The sequence below is a fragment of the Bacillus sp. GMa5/1 genome, from assembly GCF_050172015.1.
In the GTDB taxonomy this organism is placed as follows: Bacteria; Bacillota; Bacilli; order Bacillales; family Bacillaceae_G; genus Bacillus_A; species Bacillus_A cereus.
The window spans coordinates 20,624-41,111 of record NZ_JBNLYC010000006.1 but is presented as its reverse complement, the minus strand read 5'-3'; the positions used below and the strand labels follow the sequence as shown (position 1 = coordinate 41,111).

Genomic DNA, 20,488 nt, shown 5'->3' with positions numbered 1-20,488 from the left:
AGATTTTATAGTTTTATAACATGATGTTTTCCGTCCCAAGAAAAAGGGTTTTCCATTACACGATCAACGAAATCCAAACCAAACTGATTTAAATAATAACATACATTCCACACACGTTCTTGCGGCGCACCTAATGGACGAAGTGCGAATTGTATACGGCGGAATTTATTTAGCTGAACCTCATACTTTTTCTCAACATTTCTTTTCAACATTCTTTCCAACAGTTCAATTTGTTCATTAATTTTCAATTCGTTTTTCCCTGCAAACGCACCTAACCCTGGCTCTATTTTCTTTACAAATTGCTGTAAAGATGTATGAATATCGGCAATTTCTTTTTTCGCCTTTTCAAAATGATCATCAATCGGTTCCTCTATTTGATTAGACAACCAGTTTTCACGCAGTTTATCGACATCATTTAAAAACGGATCAATTTCTCTCAATTGCAGATCGAATAAATCTGTCGCTATATCTCTCTCCACATAAGTAATTGTAAGACGAGGAACGACAGGTGGCATTTGAAAACCGACAGTATGGAATACTTGTTGTAATTCACTCCAATAAGCTAATTCCCCTGGACCTCCAATAAATGCGAGCGTAGGAAATACATACTCTTGCATAAGAGGACGTGTTACAACATTATTACTAAAACGTGCCGGATTTCTCTCCATCTCTTCAATCAACTCTTCGTATGAAAAGGAATGCGCCCCATCCTTTCCAACAAACTTACCTTGATGCTCTTCAAGCAATACTCGTTCATTATCTATTTCCATGAATATATGCACTGCATGAGACTTCGTTTCAATAATCGGTTTGTATCCTAGTTCTTTAATTACTTCCTGCTGATTACGAAGGCCCTCTTGTACCTCTTTATACTTACTTATAATTCGCTTGAAAAATGGAATTTCTAACTTTCTTAATTCAGGATGATGTGAATCAACAAGGATTAAACCAGAATTAGCAAAGATTTTCGTAATAAGATGAGCAAAGAAATCTACATACGTATTCGATTTTTTCAAAGCATCATCAACAAATTTTAATACATCTTTTGTAAAATTTGTTTCTGGGTATGTTTTAAAAATCTCTTCAATCCAATTTCTACAATCTTCAACAGAAAGTTCAGACTCAGAAGCACTTGCCTTTTTCGGATTACGGTCATAAAAAATAGTTTTTTTCATCTTTTTATTTTTCGCTACAAAAGTATGATTAATCTCATCCATATCATGGTCTTCACCCGCAATCCAGAAGACAGGGACAACTTTAACTCCTAAACTTTCTTCCTTTTCCTTTGCAAGCTGTAAAATTGAAATAACTTTATGAATTGTATAAAGCGGTCCAGTTAATAACCCCGCTTGTTGTCCAGCTATAACAACATATGTATTTTCATCTCCAAGCGCTTTTACATTTTGAAGTGTAGATTCTCCCGCTTGTAATTTTGTATTATATTCTAATAAATGCGCTACTAAATCTTGGCGGAAAAACTCCCTTTCACGCAAATCATGTAAACGTTGTTTAAAAGCATCTTCTGTTAACATATAATCAAAACATGACTGTATCTCTTTTTTACCGTTCATATAGTCCGCTACAATACCTTGTTGCGGAACAGAGATTTCTTTTATCTCCATATAATTCTTCCTTTCGTATCCAGTTCTCTCACCAATCCACATTGTAGTCAATGTTTCACGTAAAAGCAAAGAATAACACTTATACTCTTGTTTCTAAACCTTTTATTGCATCGAACAAAAATTGAAGTGTCGGAACTGGTCGTTGCTGTTTCTTAGCTTCTTCTAATACATATCCAACAATCGCATTAATTTCCGTCTTTCTACTCGCTCTTACATCCGCTAGCATAGAAGATGTATTACGAGACGTTCCTTCACACACATTTCGTACCATTTGCCATACCATTTCTTTTTCTCCTCTAATAAGAAATGCTGTCTCCTGAAACACTTGCTCCATCATTTGATAAAAAAAACGATTCGTGATTAATTCACCATTCTTAACTCCCAATAGTGCTGTCAACGGATTGATACATACATTTACTACTAATTTTTTATGCATAATCTCTTCCCAATCCGTTTCTATTTGAACTGGAAAATAAGCAACAGGAAAATAATTGAATATTTTTTTAAAATGTATAGATTGACCACAAACCACTCCAAATTTTGTTACCCCTATCCCAGTATGATGAACGATATGCCCTCCCTCTTTTTTCGCACCATGTTCTACAATACCAACAGCTATATTTTTACTCCCTATGTTCAGCATCTTTTGAAGATGCGACATTCCGTTTTGCAAAAAGATTAATGATGATGCCCCTTCCACAAACGGTAGTACGTCATCTATATGATATTGCTTCACAGCAATAAATATATAATCTAAATTTTGCGCTACCATACTTTCTATCGGTAAAACAGATGGATATACTGTTTCACATCTTCCATCTCTAATACAAGTTACACCTGTTTCATTTAATTCTTCAGCTTGCTTAGCTGTTCTTGTAAACAACGTAACATCTTGGTTATTTTTTTGTAAATAAAATGTATACAATAGACCAATAGCACCTGGTCCGACAATTCCAATTTTCATTTTCACACAAGGAATTCACACTAAGTGCCCTTGCCTTCCCCCCTTTATATCTTTTTAAAGCACCTGAGCACGCCCTATAATTCCGCTGTCCTCTGCCCAACAAATATACTCTCATTTTTCACTATGTATGTACCACCTATTAATACGCTTCTACTCTTAGTTTAGCAAATCCTCAAAAAAATAAAAAAGAAATATACTATCTTCTTCATAAAAATAAAAAAATGAGTTATACTATTATTATAAATATTTTTACTTTTCTGCATTCAACAAGACAAGAAAAGGATGTGATGTAATGGGATTCCCAAAAGTTGAGCGCTTGCTCATCAATTATAAAACGTTAGATGAATTCAAAAAATTTAAAGGGTGCGGAGCCCAGGAACTATCTATGCTGGAAGAATTACAAGCAAACATTATTGAAAACGACAGTGAATCTCCATTTTACGGTATTTATTATGGCGGATCACTAATCGCACGTATGAGTCTATATATGAAAAGAAACGGCGGAGAACCATTCGAAATTACAGGTCCCTACCTAGAACTTTATAAACTTGAAGTATTACCAACTTTTCAAAAACAAGGATTCGGGCAAATGCTTGTAAATCATGCGAAACAAATGCAATTTCCTATTAAAACGATAGCACGTATTCATTCAGCTGGTTTTTGGGATAAATTAAATTTCAACCCCGTATCAGTAACTGATGGAGATTTTTATATTTGGCATCCAGAAGCAAATTTGAATGCGGTTACAAACGAAGAATCGGCTTAAGAAATAAAAAAACAGCTGTATAACAGCTGTTTTTTATTTCTTAAGCTTCTCTAACTTCTCATTCGAGCGAGCATTGTTTCTTTCCGCTACCATTACACTTCTTTTTTGATCGATATAATCAAGTAGTGTTCTATACTCTTCTTCATATACTGATAATCGCTCCAGAAGACGCTCTCTTTCTGTTTGTAATGATTCAACTTGTTGTTGCAACACCGTTAAAGAGTTTTCATCTTTATAATTTTGCAAGAAATCAATAACATCATTCAACGTAATTGACGTAGGTTCTAACACCTTTGTCTCTTTCACTTCATAATTTTCTACTTTACGAAGTTGCTTTGCTTCCTCAATACGTTCTTTATATTGCTTTCTTACGTAAGAATTCCATCTAAACCCACATGCTGCTGGTGTACGAGATAAATTTTTCCCCACTTCCTTAAAGGCAGAAAGTTGTGTTCCACCTTCTCGAATATGCCGGAGTACTACTTCTGCCAGAAGCAAATCTTCATCATCAGTCCAAGCATCTTGTCTTGTTGTCGCCATCTCTCTAGTCCTCCCTATGCATTTTTTATTAAGCATATGCAGTTACTAGAAAAGATAGAATACAACAACTAAAGATTAAGACAAAAAAAATAAACGCAGAAGATATCTTCTGCGTTTATTTTCCCGCAATTACTTGCTGATTACTTCTTTACCTTTGTAAGTACCGCATGCTTTACATACACGGTGAGCTAATTTCGCTTCACCACAGCTTGGGCACTCTACCATACCAGGTACTGATAATTTGAAATGCGTACGACGCTTTCTTTTTACTGTTTTAGAAGTTCTTCTAAAAGGTACAGCCATTCTTCCCACCTCCTTAAAAGAAATAGTTATTTTCATATGAAGGCCTGAACCAGTCTTCCGATTATTTGTCAAAAAACTTTGCAAGTCCTGCCAATCTTGGATCAACAGTCTTTTCTTTGTCTTCTTCCGAAATCACTTGCCAGTCTTGACCTTGCGTCGGTGCTCCACCAGAAACATCATCACTGAAAATTTGCATTGGAATCTCCAAAAGTATATTTTCCTTGATTACGGGCAGTAAGTCAAGTACTTCTCCTTCTAAAGAATGAATTTCAGCTTCAGTTTCAAATTCTTCTTGTGAAGTTTGGAACACCTCAGTTGTTTTAATGTCAAATGGTAATGTCACATCTACTAAAGAGCGAGAACATGGTAAAACCATGCTTCCAGTTATATGTAGATGAAACGTAAACTTACCGGAGCCAAAATCAACTCTTCCCGTTACATGAACAGGATTAATTTCACGAATATCTTTCTCGACCTCTTTTAGCTCACTTACATCTACCATCTCATCCAATGTCAATCCTTTATTTCTCAATTTATTCAATTGATGGATGGACCATTTCATATCATATCACCTCAAGGCAACAAACAAAATTATAGCTAGCCATTTTATATTTGTCAATGTTTTTTCTTTACACTATAATGAAGTCATCATAGTAAATAATATATAGAGTATCACGTTTTTCAAAAAGATGCTACATCGAAAGGAGAGATTACCATAAAAGCTGGTGGTATTGTTGTTGAATATAACCCTTTTCATAACGGTCATCTTTATCATGTGCAACAGACAAAAAAGTTAACACAATCTGATATAATAATTGCCGTTATGAGTGGTCCTTTTTTACAGCGTGGTGAGCCCGCACTCATTTCCAAATGGTATCGCACTAAAATGGCCTTAGCAAACGGCGTAGACCTTGTTGTAGAGCTTCCATACATCTTTGCAACACAAAAGGCTGAAACCTTCGCAAATGGTGCTATTTCCATTTTAAATGCCCTACGTGTTTCTGAAATTTGTTTCGGTAGTGAGGATGGACAAATCGAAAATTTTTATAATACCATCTCCGTACAAAAAAACGAAGAAGAGACTTTTAACTACCTTGTAAAACAATTCATGGACGCTGGTAATAGTTATGCAAAAGCAACATCGGATGCTTTCTCACACATTTTAACATCTGAAAAAAACATAGATATGTCACAACCAAATAATATTTTAGGCTTCCAATATATGAAAGCAATTCTGTCACAAAATAGCTCTATACAAGCTCAAACTATAAAAAGATTTGCCTCTCATTATCATGATGAAACATTTAATGACCAACATATTGCAAGCGCGACAAGCATCCGAAAACAACTCTTTAGCGAAGAAGGATCATTTACAACAATTGAACCTTTTCTCCCACAGGCAACCACTTCGCTTTTAGCAAATTACAAACAAAATTACGGGATATTACATAATTGGGAACAATACTTTTCATTTTTTAAATATAGACTCATGACGATGTCTCCAGGGGACTTACGACATATATATGAAATAGAAGAAGGTTTAGAGCATCGTATTTTATCAAAAATACAAAACAGTTCCTCCTTCTATTCATTCATGGAAGCATTAAAAACAAAACGTTATACATGGACTAGATTACAAAGAGCTTGTACACACATTTTAACAAACACAACAAAAGAGGAAATACGTAGCGCAAATATAGAACAACACGCACCATATATTCGCCTGCTAGGTATGTCACAAAAAGGACAAACTTACCTTTCAAAAAACAAGAAAAAAATCGAACTTCCAATCCTTACTCATACAAAAACATTCGACCATGCCGCTTTAGATATAGAGAAAAAAGCAAACTCTGTATATTTCTCCATCATGCACGAACCGTTACGCACACAACTATTAAAACAGGATATAACACACCATCCTGTTCGCTATGATGAAACAACTACAAAATTCCTATAAAAAAACCTCTCTATTTCAGAGAGGTTTTTTCCTTATCCATCTTTTCTAAATATGTTAACGCATCATCCAGCGTATCTACTGGTACAATTTTCATTTTTGTTTTAATATCCTTTGCAGTCTCAAGTGCATCTTTATAGTTCGATTTCTCCGCACCTTTTTCATTTGGCGCAAAGAACACTTCAGCCCCGGCATCGCTAGCAGCCACCACTTTTTGATTTATACCACCAATTGGGCCCACTTCTCCTTTTTCATTAATTGTACCTGTTCCAGCTATTTCATGTCCTTTCGTTAAGTCTTCTTCCACAAGTTGATTATATATTTCTAATGTGAACATTAAACCTGCGGATGGTCCACCAATTTCATGAGAATTAATTTTCACTTTCGGATCGACCACTAATTCTCTTTCCGTAACGATAGAAACACCTATGCCGACACGCCCATTCCCATTAGGAATCGTCTTTACATTTAAATTCTCTTTCAATTGTTTTCCATTTCTCATGTACTCAATACTTACAGCATCGTTTTCTTTTTTCCCTGTCATATATTCAATAAATTGCTCCGTCTTTTCAAATGTTTTTCCGTCAACAGCTATAATAACATCACCAAGCTTAAGCTTTCCTTCTGACGGCATTCCTTTTGCCACACCAGCAACTAATACACCTTTATTTTCAAAAGATACTGAGCGATTTGCACGTTTATATGCATTATAAATTGCTGCATTTTGCGAATCTTTCATCGCATAATTTTGGCGAAATTGATATTCTTCATCACTCTCACCTTTTTGCAATATTTCTTCCGCTTTCGAAATATGTGTATATTTATTAAACTGTGCCGCTATTAAATTCACCACATTTGCTGGTCCCATTGAAACCGTAACAAGCATAAAATCACCAGATTCTTTCGTTCCACCCTCAACTTGAACATAAGGCTCTAATTTGGCAGCCATTCCTGGTTTTGTTATATAATACGGTAAACGTACGTAAACAAGTAACATCGCCAATATAACCCCTATTAAGATTGCATATATAAACCGAAAACGCTTAAACATTATGTTTCTCCTTCCACTGCTCAATTAATAAATAAATATTTGAAACATGTTTTTCTGCTTCTACTTCTCCAACTCGAATAATGTCTTCAATGTTTGTAAAAGCACGTGAACTAAATTGCTCTACAGCTGGTCGCATCATTAAATCCGATGCAATTTGCCGATTCATTACAAGCTCATGCTGCATAATTTCAATACTTTGCATGATTACGTCATAAATGGACGTAACATCGCCATTCACCTTAATTGGAGATACATCAACAGCGATAACAATATCGGCCCCTAACTCTTTCACAACCGATACTGGGATGCGATCAATGACTCCACCATCCACTAATAATCTTCCATCTATTTTTTCTGGTACAAACACTCCAGGAACAGATATGCTAGCCCTCACCGCATCTGCAACTGGCCCACTTGTAAAAACCACTTTTTCCCCCTTCAATATGTCAGTAGCCACAACAGCCGTCGGGATATCTAACTCTTCTAAATTTTTATTATATGTAAACATTTTAATCATATCTTTGACACGTTTTCCAGCAATAAATCCCATTTTCGGTACCGTGAAATCTAAATAATACTTCCGCTTAAAAACAGATGCCAATTTATACAATCTTTCAACGTTACTACTTGCCGCATAAAACGTACCTATTAGCGCCCCCATACTACTTCCTGCAATCATGTGAATAGGGATACCAGCTTCCCTTAAAACCTTTATTACACCAATATGAGCAAACCCTTTGGCTCCTCCAGACCCAAGTGCTAAACCAATCTTTGGTTCTTTCATTTTTCTCACCCTTTAATTTTTTTCATTCCTTTTTCATACTTATGGTCTAAATTCACTACGTATCCACGTATACTGAAATGAACGTTTTTTGGGACAAAGGGGGATTTACTTACATGTATGAAAAATGGAAAACCGCTTTCCTTACCATATCAACGCTATTTTTAACCTTTTCTCTTGTACTCCACCCCCAAGCCGCTTTGCAAGCTTCTATTCGCGGGTTAAATATATGGTGGGAAGTTGTATTCCCTTCACTACTACCGTTTTTCATCATTGCGGAACTTCTAATTAGTATCGGTGTTGTAAAATTTATTGGCGTTATATTAGAACCACTCATGCGCCCACTTTTTCGCGTTCCAGGGATAGGCGGATTTGTTTGGGCGATGGGAATGGCTTCTGGTTTCCCTGCAGGCGCCAAATTAAGCGCTAGACTACGAAAAAGCAATCTTTTAACTCAGATTGAAGCAGAGCGCCTCGTTTCTTTCACAAATTCTTCTAATCCACTTTTTATTTTCGGTGCTGTGTCTATCGGTTTTTTTAATAATCCGAAATTAGGAATTATATTAGCCGCTGCCCATTATTTCAGTAACTTTGCTGTCGGATTAATTATGCGTTTTTACGGCGATAATACCGCTTACAAAAATAATACACACACTACAAAAAAACGTCGCTTTCAAAACCCTTTTTTAATTCTTCACGAGACACGCTTACAAGAAAAAAGACCAATTGGTAAATTACTTGGGGATGCCATTGTTTCTTCTATTCAAACATTACTTATGATTGGCGGATTTATTATTTTATTCTCTGTGTTAAATAAAATGATTACTGTATTCCACATTACAGCAGCTCTTTCTTTTATTATGCAACATATTTTATCATTCTTCCAACTAAGTACAGATTTTAGTATACCTATATTATCAGGTATTTTCGAAATGACACTCGGAAGCCAAATGATTAGTCAAATAAATGAAACACCGCTCTTACAACAAGCTATGGTAACAAGCTTCATTTTAGCATTTAGCGGTCTTTCTATTCAGGCACAAGTTGCTAGCATATTAGCTGAAACAGATATCCGATTTAAACCCTATTTTTTCGCACGAATTATTCAAAGTATTCTTGCCCCTATTTTTACATTTGTATTTTGGACACCATTTTATGAGAAAGTGAGTTCTTTCTCACCTATGCCAAAAGATATTCCTGTATTTTTATCCGAGCATCCTTCTATACTACATGAAATTTGGACATCTTTTATACATTATGGACCAATTTTTACATTATTTTGTCTATACTTATATGTTATTTTATTATTTTTGCGCACGTATAAAGAAAAACCCCGTTCACTTTAACGGGGTTTGAAACTTTTCTTTTAAAGCACGCTCTACAATAGGAGGTACAAGATCCACTACACTTCCTCCATACCTCGCAACTTCTTTTACAATACTCGAGCTTAAAAATGAATATTGGTTGTTTGTCATAATAAAAAATGTTTCAATATTTTCATCTAATTTTCGATTCATAGAAGTAATTTGCATCTCATATTCAAAATCAGAAACTGCTCGTAAACCACGTAATATTGCATTTGCATTACGCATTTTTGCATACTCTACTAATAGCCCACTATGCGAATCTACCTTTACATTCGGGATATCCTTTGTCGCTTCTCGAATTAGTTCTAATCGCTCTTCAACTGAAAAGAATGGTTTTTTTGATGAATTGTTTAAAACGACTACGTACACCTCATCAAATACTTTTGCTCCCCTTTTAATAATATCCAGATGCCCAAGGGTAATTGGATCAAAACTTCCTGAAGAAATAGCTATACTTGTCATTCTGTCCCCTCACCTTCATACTTATAAATCGATATTGCAGTAATCCCATAATTCTCAGCTCGTACTTTTACAAGCCTTCCTATTGAATTAGGTAAAACTACATCATTACCATGCTCTGCCATAATTAATCCATCACTATGTAGCAATCCATGTTGATCCATTACACTAATTAAAGATACAATTTTTTGCTCTTTATATGGAGGATCTATTAATATAAGATCGAATGACATTTCACGTTTTATTAACGCCTTTACTGCACGTTCAGCATCATTTCGATATACTTCAGCTTGTTCCTGTACTCTACAACTTTCTAAATTTTGATGAATTACTTTTATCGCTTTACTATCCCGATCAACAAAAATTGCTTTATCGATCCCTCTGCTCAAAGCCTCAATTCCAAGACCACCACTACCACCAAATAAATCAAGGGCGATACCACCATCAAAATAAGGACCTATCATATTAAAAATAGATTCTTTTACTTTATCTGTCGTTGGACGTGTTGTATTACCAGGAACCGCTTTAAGTGGGTGTCCTTTACATTTTCCTGAAACTACTCTCATCTGTTGTCACTACCTTTATTTCAATCTATCGAGCGATTATAGAAAGCCATTCCCACTTCGGTAACCGTTAACAAACCACATTCACCTAACTATAGAAAAACTCGGCCTCAAATAACCTCTCGTTATTTTTATGTATTCATCTCATCATTCACTAATATGAACCCAATATGTATATTAGTTCCACTTTATCTTTTTTATCCTATCACAAAATAAAAAAAAGAAAAATAAAAAGCCCAACATAAAATTTAATTTCATTATGTATATCTTCATTTAGATTGGACATAAATAATTATAACAACATCACCTTCGATGTTGTTGCCAACCGCGGAGAAGACTTACGTTTCCCCATAAGTTCTTCCTCCGGTTTCTCCTCTCCCTTTGCCTTCTTACTAGTACATGCTAGTATAAGAAGGGCCCTGCTATGCAGGGTTTTTTTTCTTTGTGTGCTTTTCATTTAAAAAGTGAAATGGTACAGTAAAAGAAAGAGGAGGAAAAGATATGATTCAACGCTTTATAGAACTTGGAGAAGGCTACTCTGATTTATATGAATTACTTGAAATTGCCAAAACAAATCAAGAACGTATAGCACATATGTTACAATTTGAAACGATAAAAAACGATAAAAAAGTGTGTTCGCTTGTTGTAATATTAAAACCAACTACTACTGGTGATTTCCAACCATTATACATATGTCGTGAAGGCATTCCTGTATTTGAAAATAAAAAAAGTAAACGTGTCATTTTATTTGAAGAAACGGCAGAACAACTCGGGAAAAAAGTGGCTACCTTTACTGTAAAACCATCTACAACTTTCCCAGAAAAAGAACTATTTTTTAATCATTTAATTGGTATTTTACGAATGAACAATTTCATTCCTCCGATGAAATAACACGTTATTTCAAGTGAAAAATCCCCCGCTAAATTTAGCAGGGGATTTTTTCTATTAGCTATAATCGTATTCTTTTGCTCGATCAGGACGGGAATTTTCAAATTCCGTTTTTAAATACGGGCGATACGACTGTTCTATCTTTTTCACAAAAGGAAGTTTGTTCAACTTATGCATCATATGCTCAATTTGTTCCATATCACAATATACTACAGCATATTTTAATCGTTTTGATATGTAATGTATGTTACCATATTTCCTTAAAATCTTGGCATGTTTCAATGAATGTAAATAAACAATCATACTTTGTCGTTGCCCGAACATAATCTTCTCCATCTTCTCCTTTTAAAAACATATATTTTATATTCTATGAAAACCAATCAGAAATTTATAACATTACAGGACAAACTCTGTATACGTTTTCTTCCAACTTCTAAAAAACGGGGTACATCACCCCGTTTTTTTACAACCACAACCTCCGCCAGTACCACAACCTCCACCACAGCCACCAGCATCAAAGAATGGATTTCCTGTTGGCACTTTAATGGAAGAAGACACTTCCGAACCGATTGCTACACTAACTTCGTCTAATAACTTCTGCAAAGCAGTTTCTGCTCTTTTAAAAGCTGCAACCTTATCATGTAAGTCCACAGAACGCTTTAATTCTCTCATTTTCATCGACACGGTAGTATAGTCAGGATGGTATTTTCCAAAACGCTGTACTTCCTCATACCGTTCTTTCATCGCTGTAAATTGCTGAATTAGCGTCTGAAGTTCCATATCTTCATGTAATTCTCTATAATACTTACGATAATCTTCTGCTATATCTGAACAGATAATCGCTTTTGCAAGCTGCTCTGCCTTATCTAATATTAATACGCTTTCTAGCGTCGCTACAATCATGAGAGACACCTCCGAGTATCCATCATACCACATTTAGATTAGAACTACTAATTGAAGTGACTTACTCAAAAGAAAGATATAACGTAACTATTTTTACACTATATCCGTACACACTTATACATTAATATGTTCCGCTATATTATATTTAAGAACATCCCATTTTCCACTATTTTGTTTCACATAACTAATACACGCATTTTTTAATGGTGTCTTAAATGTAATTTCATCTGGTTCAATGGCATGTAAAATCGCTTTTATCGCGTGTGAGTGAGCAACAATAATAATACGTTTGCCAAAATGAGTTGTCGCAACATCTTCTAAAGCAGCAAAGCAACGAGCTACAATCTCTTCATCTCGCTCCATACCTTCTACTTTACCCTCAGCAATCAACTCTCTAACAGCCGCAACCGGCTTCCCTGAAGCTTCTCCAAAATTCCGTTCAACAAATCGCTCATCTAATAAAATCGATTGTAATCCAACTGCCGTTGCGATTTCATTAGCCGTTTCTTGCGCTCTAATTAACGGGCTACTTATAATGATATCCCACGTTTCTTCTTGTAAAGCAGCTGCACTTTGACTCGCTTGCTTCTTACCAACTTCATTAAGCGGAATATCTTCTCGCCCCTGAATAATTTCTTGAAAATTCCAATCAGTTTGTCCATGTCGTACTAAACAAATTTCCGTCATGCTGCAACTCCTTTTTAAATAATCAACTTCTATTGTAACAAAAGTTCTGCATGACGGACATATTTTTCACTTCCAATTAGGTTGCGTTTTGTTGCTTCATATACTGAAACATATCAATCATGATCGAAGCAACGGCCAATTGATTTTGAAACTTTTCCACTTTATCTGGTATCGTTTTTTTGAAATGTTGCATCGCCGCTAACTCAAAAGCCTCTTTTTCTTCAGGATTTCGTGTTAATTTTCTATACCAGTACGGTTGCTCTCTAATATAACGAGATAAATCCTCATCAGCCTTTATAAACTCCATAATTTCTGCTCTCATCATCTTTCCCCCTAATCCTTTTGAAAGAAAAACGGGTTATTTTCTGAAGTACTTTGCTCTTGCTGCGTACGGTTACCTTGAAATTGCTGAATAACTTGTTGCACGCTCCCAATTGCACTCGTCACATTGGCTAAATGGTTCTGCATTTGTTCCACGTCCAACTTTTTAAAAAAAGAAAGCATTTGCCCCATCACATCAGCAGTTTTTTCCTCTTCAGTTCGATTATCTTTTTCTTTTTTATTTTCTTTTACCGAAGAAAAAGCAGGCGCTCCATCCGGTCTATAAGTTGCCCATATTGGATCTTCTTCACCAAGTAAGTACCATTCTTCATAAAATTGTTGCCATGTTTTATGACCACTTCTAACCTCATGAACCATTTTAGGGTGATGGTTTACAAATTCTTTAAACTGTTGAACCGATGGATGTAACGGTCCTTTTGTTGTTGGCATAATCCTCACCTCTCCATGTATATCTACTATATAGTAAGAAAAAAAAGGCGCATGGTTCGCCTATTTTTAGACGATTCATGCACCTTTTTTTCTGCTATTTGCATACGGTCAGATTCCCACCTACAATTCAGTGAATACGAAGTAACTAATTAGGTGATGTAACACCCCACCGCTTACAGTTTCGCTTTATTTTCGAATAAAGTTTTGTGTATAAAATTTATCGTATACACCAACACCTAATCCTGTAAATTGTTCATTTAATAAATTCTTTCTATGCCCCTCACTATTTAACCAACCTTGCACTGCCGCAATTCCATCACTATGTTGCGCCGCTATGTTCTCACCAGCAAGTTGAAATCCTACTTTCCCGCGCTGCAAACGATCTCCTAGTGTACCTAATGTAGGTGAGTCATGAGAAAAATAATTATTGTCTTTCATATCTTTACTGTGACCAACAGCAACATCTGCTGTTTCCTGATCCCATGTTAATAATGGTAATTTATGACGACTTCGAATGATATTTGTTAAATCAAAAATTTGTTGCATATTCCCATTTTCTACTTGTTTTATTTTTTCTGGAGTCAATGGTTGTTCTGCTATTAATTCACCTGAATAAACGAGCTGATACGGTCTTTGGCGTAATAAAGTTTCATCATCCATATAACGAACACCAACAAGCTCATGTGTAAATTGATCAAAATACAATTGCGCCCATCCATCTTCTACAGGTATTAACGGTTGTTCCATGACTTCGGTATCAGATAGCTCAAATTGATAACTATTTTTCCCTCTTTTTAATGAAATTTCATGCGAAAGCGGACTTTTTTTATATACTTCTTCATATTTTTCATTTATATAATAAGGTGGAACCTTAACTTGTTCACCAGCTGCGTATGCCGTTACAACTTTACGTTCAGAAACTCCAAATTGAACATACTGAGTTAAATCCTGGTTGTATACCCACCATTCATATCCGTATGCAGATGGCTCTATTCGAGAGGGTTCTCCCCACTTCGCTAATAGGTTTTCAGAGTCTTCACCAATCATATTTAAAACAGTGTCTGAGGAGTCTTCCTTAATTTGCTTTTTCTTTTTCACAATTTTATTTTCTTGCTTTGATTGAGATGGGGTTAATATATATTGTGAAACGAGTAATTTCCCGTATAAATCAACAGCTAAAATTAAAAATGTAATCATTACGATACGCAATAATTTCTTCAAACGATATACCTCCTGAACAAAACATAAAATTGAGATATACACAAATCCTTTTCTTTCTTTTTGTGTGTACCGTACTCTTTTCACTATATCATATTTTTGTGAAAAAAGTCTGGATTATCCCTTTTCTCTCAATATGAATTGCACTTTCTTATTATTCATACTATTATAAAAATAATGGTGTAACATTAAAAAAGGAGGTATTATATGCAATTTACAAATACGAAATTTAATGGAGCCGTCGTTGAATTAACTCTTTTAACTGAAATCATGGAAAACAACCACTTCGTACTTGCCGGACAGTGGGATTATGAACGAGTTACATACGATTATAAATTTGAAATATTAAAGGATGTTTATTATTTACGAGTGCAAGGAGTTGCTGTTGAAGGTGACATTGGCAGTAGACACGCTGAAGTAAAACTACTCCCCCCCTTATTAGGAAAACATTATTATCCTCACGGCGTTGAATATGGTGATGATGAGACTTTCCCAACGAATGTACTTCAAAAAAGCGAACAACTCCTACAAAATGTCGAAAAAGAGTTAAAAGAATTTCAAATTATTGATTAACAAAAACAAGCGCATCAATATGATGCGCTTGTTTCATTTCCCTTCCCTAAGAATGAATCGTTTTTTTTACTGGATATCCATAAATAGATCCATCTTTTACTTTAATCTCATCTTCCCAAGGGACCTTATATTTACCTTCAGCTAAATCTTTTACAAACGTATATGGATTTTCTTTCACCCCACCAGGAGTTGCTACATATCCTCTTGAACCTAGATTATATATATTATTTTCCAATCCCCATCCTAATCTAGCCTGATCTGCTAGTTCTGGATATACTTCAGCAGTAACAATCTCCCAAGGATTTCGATGACCCTGTACTAAAGTAGTCCCATCAAAATTACATACTTGTCCTTCACCAAAGTAATAAAATACACCATCATAACCCGCTAAGTTTACCGACAATGTATACATTAAATTTTGCCATGCATTTGAACGATTCGTTAGCATCCATTGTTCACTAACTTGTGTACTATATCCAGAAATACGAATTAAGACATTTGCACCTTTATAGGCCGCTTCACGAGCTACTTCAGGGAACATGCCATCATGACAAATACAAACAGCTAATTTACTTCCTCCAGGTCCATCACAAACAGGTAAGCCTAAATCTCCAGCTTTCCAAGGCTCGACTGGCACCCAAGGATTTAGCTTACGATACTTCAAAATCATTTCACCTTGTGGATCAATAATAACTGCTGTATTATACGGCTCTCCACCATCAGGATTTTTCTCCATTATTGAAAAAACACCATATACTTTAGATTCTTTACATGCCTCAGCAAATAAGTCTGTTTCTGGCCCAGGCACTGTGCATAAAAATTCTTCTGTAGTCCATTTTTTTGTATTGAGCCCTTGTGTACTATATTCAGGAAATACTATCAATTCTAAACCAGGGTAACCTGATTTGGTCGAATGAATTGTTTTTATGATTTGTTGAATTTGTTTATCAATGTCTGTACGCGATTCTACTACTGGTACTGGATATTGAATTAGTGCTGTCAAAAAACCACTAATCGGCTTTACCATACTTCCACTACTACCCATTTAAACTCCCCCTTAAAATAGTTCGTGTTTATTAAAGATAACAATATATATTTGTAACTCTCTAAAAAACTTGCACTACATATGGAATTATTACGCATGAAAGCTAGTAGTAAATTTTATCTCCACTTTTAGTACACGCCTACACTAACTTAACATAAAAAGTTAGAAAATTCAATCTTTTTAAGGTAACTAAAAAAGAAAAAGCGCATGGAATCCCATACACTTTTTTACTTAATCTGTAAATACGGCGGCAATTGTTGCAACTGCTCCTTATCCTTTTCACGTTCTCTACGTGCCCATCTAAAGAATACATAACCTATAATTGTACCGTACACTATTTCCTGGACAATTTTCATTATGATACCACCAGTTTGCTGATCTTGTACGACTGGCATCCAGTGCAAAAATTCTGGTCCCGTTATATTTAAATCTGATAAAGTGCCCGCTGGTACACATAGTTCCATCGCTTTCATCCAAGCAGCCGGATCCGTATACGTTGCAAATAACGGGGCTGTCGCAAAAATGATTAACGCACATGCAGGCGTTAATAATATGCCGTTAGCAAACATATAACCAAGTTTCTTTATATCACTTAACGTTTGATATTCTGGTAATGGATTTAACATCGGCCACCACATCATGATTGCTGTAAAAAACAATATAGCGAGACAAATAGGATGAGCTATTTGACTTTGTTTTACTGTATCAAAAACAACTGGTAAATGATAAAAAGAAAACAGGCCGTTAAATACAAACAACGCAATAAGTGGTTTAGCAAATGCCTTTAATATAATTTGAACGAACTTAAAAGAAGTAATGTAACGATATAACCAAATTGGTATACCAAGCAACAGTAACGGTGGAACTGCAATATACATGACTGCCATTTCAAACATATGAGCACTAAATATAATATGGCCAATTAAATCAATAGGCCCTCCCTTTACAAAATACAAAAGAACAATACCAGTCGTAAAATAAAAAATTTGCTTCTTACTTACCTTCGTCGCATTTTCAAATCGCATTCTATATGGTCCAATAATTAAGAAGTACCCAATAAGAATCGAAAGCATAAATAATAAAAAGATTGGACTCCATAAAGCCTGAAAACCAAATATCCACAAGTTACTCATTTTCACACCTGCCTTCGTAAGGTTATCTCATAATATGAAGAGGGAGCTGTGACAACACAAGCTCCCTTATTTTTCACTTTTCAAATCCACACGATTGTCATAAAAGCTAAAATTGTAATTAACCCTATTAGCAGACCAGAGTAAAGAAAGAAACTTGCTGCTTCATGTCCTTTATGACTCATATGCATAAAATAATACAATTGAAAAATTACTTGTACCACTGCTAATAGTAAAATAAACGGTACAGAGAAAATCGGACTAAAAGTTTTTGGATACGCCACTGCTACAAATGCAACTAATGTTAAAAAAATCATTAATGCAAACGTAATAACTTGATGCCTCATTTCCTCCGCACTTTTTCTCTTCCGATAAACAAGATCAACTTTAGGATTATTCGTTTGCTTTATCGCCATTGTTTATCCCACCATTCCCATTAAATATACTACAGTGAAAATAAACACCCAAACTACGTCAATAAAGTGCCAATAAATCGATGCAACATAAAACTTCGGTGCATTGTATAAATTTAGACCTCTCTTCGCATTTCTAAAGATTAATGTTAAAATCCAACATAACCCAAACAATACGTGGAGTCCATGTGTACCAACAAGAGCATAAAACGCAGAGCCAAAGGCACTACTTCTCATAGTATGCTTAAATTCATGTGTATAATGATAAAACTCATATATCTCAAATCCTAAAAACCCTAAACCTAGCAATACTGTTACTAGTAACCAAAGCTGCATTTTCTTAAAGTTAAAGTTTTTCATGTGATACATCGCATATACACTCGTTAAGCTACTCGTTAATAAAAGCATCGTCATAATGAAAACGAGTGGCATTTGGAACATCTCTTGAGATGTTGGTCCACCATTTGTAGAATTCTTTAACGCTAAATATGTTCCGAATAAGGAAGCGAACAACACTGTTTCGCCTCCAAGAAATAACCAAAAACCGACAAACTTATTTTTCCCTTCAAGGGTTGCTTTTTCAGGCTCTGCTGGAAATGTTTCATTCGTTAATTTTTCATCTACATGCATTATGCCTTGCCCCCCTTATCCTCTAAATCTTCTTTATGAATATGATACCCATGATCATCAATTACTGAACGTAGGAACATTGTGCCAAATGTAATGATTAAACCAATAATTGCTACTAATAACCAGAACTTATCTTTTCCGCCCTGCATATACATCGCACCAAATGCCGCTATAAACAATCCGAAAGAAATGACAAATGGTGAAAACGAAGGATTTGGCATATGAATATCACCAACTGGTTCCGCTGCTGTCATTTCTTTATTACCTTCACGTTTTTCAATCCAAAACGGATCTAATCCGCGAACAAATGGTAATTGTTTAAAGTTATATTCTGGTGTCGGTGCTGGCATTGTCCATTCTAATGTACGTGCATCCCACGGATCACGACCAGCTTTTTCTTTTGATACTGTCGTTTTAATTACATTGAATAGAAGAACAATCGTTCCAAGAGCCATAAACACCGCTCCGATGGAACTAATCATATTCCCCATTTCCAACCCTTGCCCTTCAAGATATGTGTAGTAACGGCGTGGCATACCAATCAAGCCAAGGAAATGCTGAATAAAGAAAGTTAAATGGAAGCCGATAAAGAATAGCCAAAACGTTATCTTTCCTAATGTTTCATTTAATACTTTATTAAACATCAGTGGCCAATAATAATGAGCTCCTGCAAGTAAACCAAATACAACACCGCCAACGATTACATAATGAAAATGTGCTACTACGAAATAGTTATCATGAAATTGATAATCAGCTGGTGCAGATGCTAGCATAACCCCTGTAACTCCACCCATTACGAATGATGGAATGAAAGCTACTGCCCACATCATTGGTGTCGTAAAACGAATACTTCCGCCCCACATTGTAAAGAGCCAGTTGAATATTTTGATACCAGTCGGAACCGCAATCGCCATTGTTGCAACTGAGAAAATAGCATTAGCAACTGGACCAAGTCCAACAGTAAACATATGGTGCGCCCATACCATAAATCCTAAAAATCCAATTAATACAGTCGCAAACACCATCGATGAATAACCAAACAATCGTTTTTTCGAAAATGTTGCGAAGATTTCTGAGAATATTCCGAAAGCTGGGAGTATAAGAATGTATACTTCTGGATGACCGAAAATCCAGAATAAATGCTCCCATATAATTGTATTCCCGCCCAATGCCGGATTAAAGAAACTTGTTCCAAATAAACGATCTAACATTAAAAGTCCTAATCCTACAGTTAACGGCGGAAAAGCGAATAATATAAGCGAAGATGTTACAAATGTTGTCCATGTAAACATCGGCATACGCATATACGTCATTCCTGGAGCGCGCATATTAATAATGGTTACAAGGAAGTTAATTCCTCCAATTAGTGTACCAATACCTGAGATTTGCAAGCCGAGTACATAGAAATCAACACCATGACCTTTAGAGGCTAAAGCTAAAGATGCATAAGATGTCCATCCTGCATCAGGTGCTCCACCTAAAAACCAACTTAAATTTAAAAATACTCCACCAAAGAAAAATAACCAAAATCCGAGTGAATTCAAAAACGGGAACGCTACATCACGTGCACCAATTTGAAGTGGTACAGCGGCGTTCATAAATGCAAACACGAGTGGCATAGCTGCGAGGAAAATCATTGTTGTACCGTGCATCGTTAATACTTGATTATAAGCATCCCCAACAAGAAAAGCGTTGTTAGGAATCGCTAATTGAAGGCGAATAAATAGAGCTTCTATTCCGCCTATTACAAAAAACAATCCACCTGCAATTAAATAGAGAATGGCAATCTTTTTATGGTCTACTGTCGTTAAATAATCCCATATGACAGCACCCATCCCCTGTTTTTTTGCTACAGAACTC

25 protein-coding genes are annotated in these 20,488 nt (G+C 35.5%); 5 read left to right on the top strand and 20 right to left on the bottom strand.

All coding sequences use genetic code 11. From position 1 onward, the window contains the following. Nucleotides 1-5 precede the first annotated feature (5 nt). Nucleotides 6-1,622 carry a bacillithiol biosynthesis cysteine-adding enzyme BshC gene (bshC, locus tag ACQGSG_RS02920; protein WP_000403027.1) on the bottom strand — a complete coding sequence of 539 codons (1,617 nt, stop codon included), beginning with the start codon at nt 1,620-1,622 and terminating at the stop codon, nt 6-8. A 79-nt stretch (nt 1,623-1,701) separates the two neighbouring features. After that, nucleotides 1,702-2,586, bottom strand: a complete 885-nt coding sequence (gene panE, locus ACQGSG_RS02915) for a 2-dehydropantoate 2-reductase (protein WP_325842612.1) — start codon at nt 2,584-2,586, stop codon at nt 1,702-1,704. Nucleotides 2,587-2,878: 292 nt separating this feature from the next. Between panE and ACQGSG_RS02910 the strand changes: the two genes are divergently transcribed. Next, entirely contained in the window at nt 2,879-3,352 is a 474-nt protein-coding gene (locus ACQGSG_RS02910; RefSeq protein WP_000506692.1) for an N-acetyltransferase, read from the top strand. Nucleotides 3,353-3,385: 33 nt separating this feature from the next. Here the strand turns inward: ACQGSG_RS02910 and ACQGSG_RS02905 are convergent, their stop codons facing one another. From ACQGSG_RS02905 to ACQGSG_RS02895, 3 genes are all read right to left on the bottom strand, one after another. Further along, nucleotides 3,386-3,892 (bottom strand): RsfA family transcriptional regulator, encoded by a 507-nt coding sequence (locus tag ACQGSG_RS02905; RefSeq protein ID WP_000246468.1) that lies wholly within the window; start codon nt 3,890-3,892, stop codon nt 3,386-3,388. A 129-nt stretch (nt 3,893-4,021) separates the two neighbouring features. Further along, nucleotides 4,022-4,195, bottom strand: coding sequence for a 50S ribosomal protein L32 (rpmF, locus tag ACQGSG_RS02900; RefSeq protein WP_001984764.1), 174 nt, complete (start codon nt 4,193-4,195; stop codon nt 4,022-4,024). Between the two features lie 61 nt (nt 4,196-4,256). Then, nucleotides 4,257-4,757 carry a YceD family protein gene (locus ACQGSG_RS02895; protein ID WP_000872149.1) on the bottom strand — a complete coding sequence of 167 codons (501 nt, stop codon included), beginning with the start codon at nt 4,755-4,757 and terminating at the stop codon, nt 4,257-4,259. Nucleotides 4,758-4,970: 213 nt separating this feature from the next. Between ACQGSG_RS02895 and ACQGSG_RS02890 the strand changes: the two genes are divergently transcribed. Then, complete coding sequence (locus ACQGSG_RS02890; protein ID WP_002103536.1) at nt 4,971-6,152, top strand: nucleotidyltransferase; 1,182 nt, start codon at nt 4,971-4,973, stop codon at nt 6,150-6,152. 10 nt (nt 6,153-6,162) lie between these two features. On the opposite strand, the gene ACQGSG_RS02885 is transcribed toward ACQGSG_RS02890, so the two are convergent. Both ACQGSG_RS02885 and ACQGSG_RS02880 read right to left on the bottom strand, forming a co-directional pair. Further along, the gene (locus tag ACQGSG_RS02885) at nt 6,163-7,200 is read right to left on the bottom strand and encodes a SepM family pheromone-processing serine protease (protein ID WP_000476280.1); all 1,038 of its coding nucleotides are present in this window, start codon (nt 7,198-7,200) and stop codon (nt 6,163-6,165) included. After that, nucleotides 7,193-7,984: a patatin-like phospholipase family protein gene (locus tag ACQGSG_RS02880; protein ID WP_000662590.1), complete on the bottom strand. Its 792-nt coding sequence runs from the start codon at nt 7,982-7,984 to the stop codon at nt 7,193-7,195. Before ACQGSG_RS02880 ends, ACQGSG_RS02885 begins: the two co-directional genes overlap by 8 nt. A 113-nt stretch (nt 7,985-8,097) precedes the next feature. On the opposite strand from ACQGSG_RS02880, the gene ylbJ reads away from it, so the two are divergent. Next, nucleotides 8,098-9,327 (top strand): sporulation integral membrane protein YlbJ, encoded by a 1,230-nt coding sequence (gene ylbJ, locus ACQGSG_RS02875; protein ID WP_000273083.1) that lies wholly within the window; start codon nt 8,098-8,100, stop codon nt 9,325-9,327. Here ylbJ and coaD read toward each other — a convergent pair. Together coaD and rsmD are read right to left on the bottom strand one after the other, a co-directional pair. Beyond that, on the bottom strand, nt 9,319-9,810 hold the full coding sequence (gene coaD, locus ACQGSG_RS02870; protein ID WP_000200601.1) for a pantetheine-phosphate adenylyltransferase: 492 nt from the start codon (nt 9,808-9,810) through the stop codon (nt 9,319-9,321). The genes ylbJ and coaD overlap by 9 nt on opposite strands. Next, nucleotides 9,807-10,373, bottom strand: a complete 567-nt coding sequence (gene rsmD / locus ACQGSG_RS02865) for a 16S rRNA (guanine(966)-N(2))-methyltransferase RsmD (protein ID WP_001266979.1) — start codon at nt 10,371-10,373, stop codon at nt 9,807-9,809. The genes coaD and rsmD overlap by 4 nt, the downstream gene beginning before the upstream one ends. Nucleotides 10,374-10,871: 498 nt before the next feature. Here rsmD and ACQGSG_RS02860 point away from each other — a divergent pair, with 498 nt between their 5' ends. Next, nucleotides 10,872-11,261 carry a DUF7147 family protein gene (locus ACQGSG_RS02860; RefSeq protein ID WP_000616017.1) on the top strand — a complete coding sequence of 130 codons (390 nt, stop codon included), beginning with the start codon at nt 10,872-10,874 and terminating at the stop codon, nt 11,259-11,261. A gap of 54 nt (nt 11,262-11,315) precedes the next feature. Here ACQGSG_RS02860 and ACQGSG_RS02855 read toward each other — a convergent pair whose 3' ends face one another. From ACQGSG_RS02855 to ACQGSG_RS02830, 6 genes are all read right to left on the bottom strand, one after another. After that, nucleotides 11,316-11,582, bottom strand: coding sequence for a YlbG family protein (locus tag ACQGSG_RS02855; protein ID WP_002082261.1), 267 nt, complete (start codon nt 11,580-11,582; stop codon nt 11,316-11,318). 126 nt (nt 11,583-11,708) lie between these two features. Beyond that, on the bottom strand, nt 11,709-12,161 hold the full coding sequence (locus ACQGSG_RS02850; RefSeq protein WP_000634366.1) for a YlbF family regulator: 453 nt from the start codon (nt 12,159-12,161) through the stop codon (nt 11,709-11,711). A 114-nt stretch (nt 12,162-12,275) separates the two neighbouring features. After that, a complete protein-coding gene (locus ACQGSG_RS02845; RefSeq protein ID WP_000134947.1) occupies nt 12,276-12,848 on the bottom strand; it encodes a histidine phosphatase family protein in 573 nt (190 codons plus the stop codon). A 76-nt stretch (nt 12,849-12,924) separates the two neighbouring features. Beyond that, nucleotides 12,925-13,170, bottom strand: coding sequence for a YlbE-like family protein (locus ACQGSG_RS02840; RefSeq protein WP_001200990.1), 246 nt, complete (start codon nt 13,168-13,170; stop codon nt 12,925-12,927). Nucleotides 13,171-13,181: 11 nt separating this feature from the next. Continuing rightward, entirely contained in the window at nt 13,182-13,619 is a 438-nt protein-coding gene (locus ACQGSG_RS02835) for a YlbD family protein (RefSeq protein WP_001143346.1), read from the bottom strand. A gap of 186 nt (nt 13,620-13,805) precedes the next feature. Then, complete coding sequence (locus tag ACQGSG_RS02830; RefSeq protein WP_000735378.1) at nt 13,806-14,840, bottom strand: CAP domain-containing protein; 1,035 nt, start codon at nt 14,838-14,840, stop codon at nt 13,806-13,808. Nucleotides 14,841-15,044: 204 nt separating this feature from the next. On the opposite strand from ACQGSG_RS02830, the gene ACQGSG_RS02825 reads away from it, so the two are divergent. Then, the gene (locus ACQGSG_RS02825; RefSeq protein WP_001160947.1) at nt 15,045-15,410 is read left to right on the top strand and encodes a YugN family protein; all 366 of its coding nucleotides are present in this window, start codon (nt 15,045-15,047) and stop codon (nt 15,408-15,410) included. Nucleotides 15,411-15,456: 46 nt separating this feature from the next. Here ACQGSG_RS02825 and ACQGSG_RS02820 read toward each other — a convergent pair whose 3' ends face one another. The 5 genes from ACQGSG_RS02820 to ctaD form a co-directional block, all read right to left on the bottom strand. Beyond that, nucleotides 15,457-16,455 carry a formamidase gene (locus ACQGSG_RS02820; protein ID WP_000535813.1) on the bottom strand — a complete coding sequence of 333 codons (999 nt, stop codon included), beginning with the start codon at nt 16,453-16,455 and terminating at the stop codon, nt 15,457-15,459. Nucleotides 16,456-16,682: 227 nt separating this feature from the next. Further along, nucleotides 16,683-17,588: a cytochrome c oxidase assembly factor CtaG gene (gene ctaG / locus ACQGSG_RS02815; protein ID WP_000069022.1), complete on the bottom strand. Its 906-nt coding sequence runs from the start codon at nt 17,586-17,588 to the stop codon at nt 16,683-16,685. Between the two features lie 80 nt (nt 17,589-17,668). After that, entirely contained in the window at nt 17,669-18,001 is a 333-nt protein-coding gene (ctaF, locus tag ACQGSG_RS02810; RefSeq protein WP_000985706.1) for a cytochrome c oxidase subunit IVB, read from the bottom strand. Nucleotides 18,002-18,004: 3 nt separating this feature from the next. Beyond that, nucleotides 18,005-18,628 carry a cytochrome c oxidase subunit III gene (gene ctaE, locus ACQGSG_RS02805; RefSeq protein ID WP_000557861.1) on the bottom strand — a complete coding sequence of 208 codons (624 nt, stop codon included), beginning with the start codon at nt 18,626-18,628 and terminating at the stop codon, nt 18,005-18,007. After that, a complete protein-coding gene (gene ctaD, locus ACQGSG_RS02800) occupies nt 18,628-20,463 on the bottom strand; it encodes a cytochrome c oxidase subunit I (protein ID WP_153578907.1) in 1,836 nt (611 codons plus the stop codon). Before ctaD ends, ctaE begins: the two co-directional genes overlap by 1 nt. Between the last annotated feature and the right edge of the window lie 25 nt (nt 20,464-20,488).

Excerpts from the sequence above, each read along its gene's own strand:
- bshC (WP_000403027.1), bottom strand. The coding sequence starts at position 1,622 with ATGGAGATAAAAGAAATCTCTGTTCCGCAACAAGGTATTGTAGCGGAC.
- panE (WP_325842612.1), bottom strand. The coding sequence starts at position 2,586 with ATGAAAATTGGAATTGTCGGACCAGGTGCTATTGGTCTATTGTATACA.
- ACQGSG_RS02910 (WP_000506692.1), top strand. The coding sequence starts at position 2,879 with ATGGGATTCCCAAAAGTTGAGCGCTTGCTCATCAATTATAAAACGTTA.
- ACQGSG_RS02905 (WP_000246468.1), bottom strand. The coding sequence starts at position 3,892 with ATGGCGACAACAAGACAAGATGCTTGGACTGATGATGAAGATTTGCTT.
- rpmF (WP_001984764.1), bottom strand. The coding sequence starts at position 4,195 with ATGGCTGTACCTTTTAGAAGAACTTCTAAAACAGTAAAAAGAAAGCGT.
- ACQGSG_RS02895 (WP_000872149.1), bottom strand. The coding sequence starts at position 4,757 with ATGAAATGGTCCATCCATCAATTGAATAAATTGAGAAATAAAGGATTG.
- ACQGSG_RS02885 (WP_000476280.1), bottom strand. The coding sequence starts at position 7,200 with ATGTTTAAGCGTTTTCGGTTTATATATGCAATCTTAATAGGGGTTATA.
- ACQGSG_RS02880 (WP_000662590.1), bottom strand. The coding sequence starts at position 7,984 with ATGAAAGAACCAAAGATTGGTTTAGCACTTGGGTCTGGAGGAGCCAAA.
- ylbJ (WP_000273083.1), top strand. The coding sequence starts at position 8,098 with ATGTATGAAAAATGGAAAACCGCTTTCCTTACCATATCAACGCTATTT.
- coaD (WP_000200601.1), bottom strand. The coding sequence starts at position 9,810 with ATGACAAGTATAGCTATTTCTTCAGGAAGTTTTGATCCAATTACCCTT.
- rsmD (WP_001266979.1), bottom strand. The coding sequence starts at position 10,373 with ATGAGAGTAGTTTCAGGAAAATGTAAAGGACACCCACTTAAAGCGGTT.
- ACQGSG_RS02860 (WP_000616017.1), top strand. The coding sequence starts at position 10,872 with ATGATTCAACGCTTTATAGAACTTGGAGAAGGCTACTCTGATTTATAT.
- ACQGSG_RS02855 (WP_002082261.1), bottom strand. The coding sequence starts at position 11,582 with ATGTTCGGGCAACGACAAAGTATGATTGTTTATTTACATTCATTGAAA.
- ACQGSG_RS02850 (WP_000634366.1), bottom strand. The coding sequence starts at position 12,161 with ATGATTGTAGCGACGCTAGAAAGCGTATTAATATTAGATAAGGCAGAG.
- ACQGSG_RS02845 (WP_000134947.1), bottom strand. The coding sequence starts at position 12,848 with ATGACGGAAATTTGTTTAGTACGACATGGACAAACTGATTGGAATTTT.
- ACQGSG_RS02840 (WP_001200990.1), bottom strand. The coding sequence starts at position 13,170 with ATGAGAGCAGAAATTATGGAGTTTATAAAGGCTGATGAGGATTTATCT.
- ACQGSG_RS02835 (WP_001143346.1), bottom strand. The coding sequence starts at position 13,619 with ATGCCAACAACAAAAGGACCGTTACATCCATCGGTTCAACAGTTTAAA.
- ACQGSG_RS02825 (WP_001160947.1), top strand. The coding sequence starts at position 15,045 with ATGCAATTTACAAATACGAAATTTAATGGAGCCGTCGTTGAATTAACT.
- ACQGSG_RS02820 (WP_000535813.1), bottom strand. The coding sequence starts at position 16,455 with ATGGGTAGTAGTGGAAGTATGGTAAAGCCGATTAGTGGTTTTTTGACA.
- ctaG (WP_000069022.1), bottom strand. The coding sequence starts at position 17,588 with ATGAGTAACTTGTGGATATTTGGTTTTCAGGCTTTATGGAGTCCAATC.
- ctaF (WP_000985706.1), bottom strand. The coding sequence starts at position 18,001 with ATGGCGATAAAGCAAACGAATAATCCTAAAGTTGATCTTGTTTATCGG.
- ctaE (WP_000557861.1), bottom strand. The coding sequence starts at position 18,628 with ATGCATGTAGATGAAAAATTAACGAATGAAACATTTCCAGCAGAGCCT.
- ctaD (WP_153578907.1), bottom strand. The coding sequence starts at position 20,463 with ATGGGTGCTGTCATATGGGATTATTTAACGACAGTAGACCATAAAAAG.